At 44.6% G+C, this 2,888-nt stretch carries 1 protein-coding gene; it reads left to right on the top strand.

Annotation, left to right across the window (positions count from 1 at the left end):
* The first annotated feature begins 103 nt into the window (after positions 1 to 103).
* Complete coding sequence (locus tag ACFIK6_RS09380; protein ID WP_375677584.1) at positions 104 to 2,761, top strand: alanine-zipper protein; 2,658 nt, start codon at positions 104 to 106, stop codon at positions 2,759 to 2,761.
* Positions 2,762 to 2,888 lie beyond the last annotated feature (127 nt).

Below are 2,888 nucleotides of genomic sequence, written 5' to 3'. Positions count from 1 at the left end.
GATGGGTCGTTAAAAGATTTAGAGAAGCGCTTAGAGACCTTAAGAGAAGAGTTTGAAGATTTGAAAGAGTGTTCATTTTAGGTTTAATGGAGGAATAAAGCAGATGAAAATCCCCGATCATAGTCATGAGTATCTGATACCAATAGCCACGAAAGAGGAAATCAGAGAAGGGACTTCGCAAGATAGCGTTGTTGTTCCGAAGATTTTAGGGACGGCATCGTTGTATTCGTATGAAACCTTTGCGCCGTTAGAGCAGGTTGTTAATGCAAGACAAGAAGCAGAAAAAGCCATGGCGCGTGCAAATAGTGCGCAACAGGTTGCAGAGGAAACGAAAAGAGTTTCTGATCAAGCGCTTACAGAGGTGACGAAAACGGGTGAAGCAGTTACAGCAGTAACGACAACCGCTAATCTTGCAAAAGATACAGCGGATACAGCCAAGGGCTTAGCCGAAGAAGCCAAGAGTGCATCTGATGCCGCGAAGCAAATGGCAGAAGAGGCGAAGGCAGGAGTCGATAGAGCTACAGGGGAAATAAGTGGTACGAAAGGTTCATTGGCTACGGCATTGCAAAGTTTTGCAGAGGTCAAGCAGGCAAGTGAGAATGCTGTCCATGTCTCGACAGAAGCAAAGAGATTAGCCGATGAATCGAAGTCCATTGCTGAACGTGCAGAACAAACAGCGAGAGATGCTTCCCAAACAGCAACAGAGACAACCCAAGTAGCAGCGACCGCGGTAGCGACGAGTCATGAAGTTAAGACGGTAGCAACACAAGCAAGTCTTAAGGCGGATGGAGCCAAACAGACAGCCGCTGATGCGAAGGATATTGCAGAAGAGGCAAAAGCTCTTTCAGAACAATCCAAGAATGTTTGTGCTGAAGTCAAGGCATCTGTTGCAACTGTTAAGATAGTTGCCGAATCGGCGCAAACAGGAGTGGAACAAGCCTCGCAAACAGCTTCAGAAGCGAAGGGTTTGGCAGAAGCGGCGAAAAGTGCAGTAGAGAGTGTAACAGAGAAAGTAGATCAAGCACTAAGAGAGGCTAGCGATGCAAAATCTAAAGCAGAAGGCTTAGAAACAATAGCCAATGAAGCAAAATCCACGAGTGATCAGGCAAGCCAAACCGCCTTGAGTGCAAAAAGTTTATCAGAAGAAGCCCAACAAGAGGCAAGCCGTACGAAGTTGATAGCAGAAGAGGCAAAAAATGTTTCTGAAAGCGCCCAGAAGAAGGCAGCAGAGGTAGAGACAGTAGCGGATGAAGCCGAAAAAATAGCCAAGGAAGCCAAACAGACAGCTGGTTATGCCAAGCATGATGCGGAGCAAGCGCGTAGTGAGGCGGAAAATGCAAAAAGCACAGCGAATGAAGCGTGGAGTAAAGCTTACGACGCGAATGAAACAGCAGATAGTGCTAAAACTATAGCAAGTTTAGCGCGGATGTACTCAGACGAAGCCAAGAAAAAAGCAGAGTCGGCAGATTCACAAGCCTATCAAGCTAAGAGCGAAGCCGAAAAAGCCAAGGAAGTAGCCGATAGAGCCCACTCGACAGCGGAAGAAGCGAAGAATATTGCGGAGCAAGCAAAAGAAGAAGCTGATACGACGAAGCAAGGGCTTGGAGAGGTCAAGAGTTCATTAGACACGGTGACAGCAACGACAAATTCTGCGAATACAGCCGCCTCTGAGGCAAAAGTGTTAGCGGAAGAAGCGAAGAGTGCATTGACAGAAGTTCAAGAGAAGGCACAGAGGAACAGTGACAGTCTTTCTTCTCTTGAAGGTAGTGTAAATTCTCTTTCTACTTATTTTTTAGAGAATGTGCGTTTTGATCAGCCTCACAGAATTCTGGAAGCCGATTCGAACAATAGAAAAGGTCTTATAATCAACAGCGGCGCATTTTTTCGCTGTTATCATGGTGGAGAGCATGGGAATAGGTACACCTTGCACCGTCTTACAAATGATATTGGTTTTCTTATTACACAACCTCTTAAAGCAGGCAAGGATTATTATATTTATCTTATACCAACCCTCACTAATAATAATGAGATCAACTTTAATATTTCGGACAATCCGACGGTTCCTGATGGTTATACAGAGGATACCTCTAAAAAGATTGGTGGATTTCATACGCTTTGTGCAGATGTTGGTGAGATTGAAGATCATCCGTTATCGGGTTATCAAGCGGGGGATATTCTCCCTGATTCTGTTTGGTGTTTAAATCACCGTCCACGTAGTGACCCAGAGGGAATGGTTTACGATCCGTGGAAGAATATTTGGGTTGATATTTATCTTCAATCAGGGACAGATGAAAATACGAAGTCTGCCTATGGTGTTCCGATTACAACCAATCGTAGCTATTCTGACCATCACGTGGATTTTTCGTCTGTTAATAAGAGATTTTTGACGAGTGATGAGTTCGCGTCTTGCATGTATGGAATCAATTCGGGAACCAGTATTATAGGCAATCAAGCGCCTTCTCCCAAAACGTCTGGAGGACACGTTGATACAGAAAATCGTCGTATGATTTCGTATATCGGTTGTGAGGATGGTTGCGGTTATGTGTGGCAATTTTTGTCTGGTTGTTATCCCGTGACGAAATGGCATACAGGGGAACAAGGAAGCAGTTTACGTGTAGACGTAAATGTTATGTTGGGAGGAGGCGATTGGTCCGGTGATGCTAGTAATGGTGAATTTGCGCGGAATTTTGCGCATTCTCGTTATGTAGAAGATGAAAAAATAGGCGCCCGTGGATGTAGCGAGCCACTTTATTATAATTAACGCGAGATTGATTAGAACATCATTTTATCCAGCCCCACTTTTGTGGGGCTTTTTTTTATGGAGCGTCAGATGAGAAAGATATCGAAAGAAGGATTAGAGCTTATCAAACAATGGGAAGGTTTACGTT

Origin of the sequence: Bartonella sp. AS69XJJH (genome assembly GCF_042195585.1) — a bacterium.
Lineage (GTDB): Bacteria > Pseudomonadota > Alphaproteobacteria > Rhizobiales > Rhizobiaceae > Bartonella.
This window is presented reverse-complemented; position numbering and strand designations above follow the sequence as displayed.